This window comes from Zoogloea sp. LCSB751 (genome assembly GCF_002028455.1).
Classification (GTDB): domain Bacteria; phylum Pseudomonadota; class Gammaproteobacteria; order Burkholderiales; family Rhodocyclaceae; genus Zoogloea.
In genome coordinates, this window is the sequence record NZ_MWUM01000680.1 from 1 (window position 1) to 232 (window position 232).

1 protein-coding gene is annotated in these 232 nt (G+C 66.4%); it reads left to right on the top strand.

The window, feature by feature from the left end:
* On the top strand, positions 1–232 hold a 232-nt coding region (locus tag B4920_RS28155; protein WP_368664755.1), incomplete at both ends, for a hypothetical protein.

Here is a 232-nt window from a genome sequence, read left to right on the forward strand (position 1 = left end):
CACCTGCAAGGCAAGGCACCGGACGAGGCGGCCAACGAGCAGATCAACGCCTTCAACGTGGCGTTGCAGAAGGCCCAACGCGCCGAGGGGCACAGCTTCGTCTCCCGCACCCAGCGTGCGGTGAGCCGCTACGGAGCACAGCCGCTCACCCTGCTGCGCGCCGTCCTGCTCAACCCCCTCATCGAGGAGCGCCATATCCGTGACTTGCTGGATGACCAGTTGCGGATCGGCA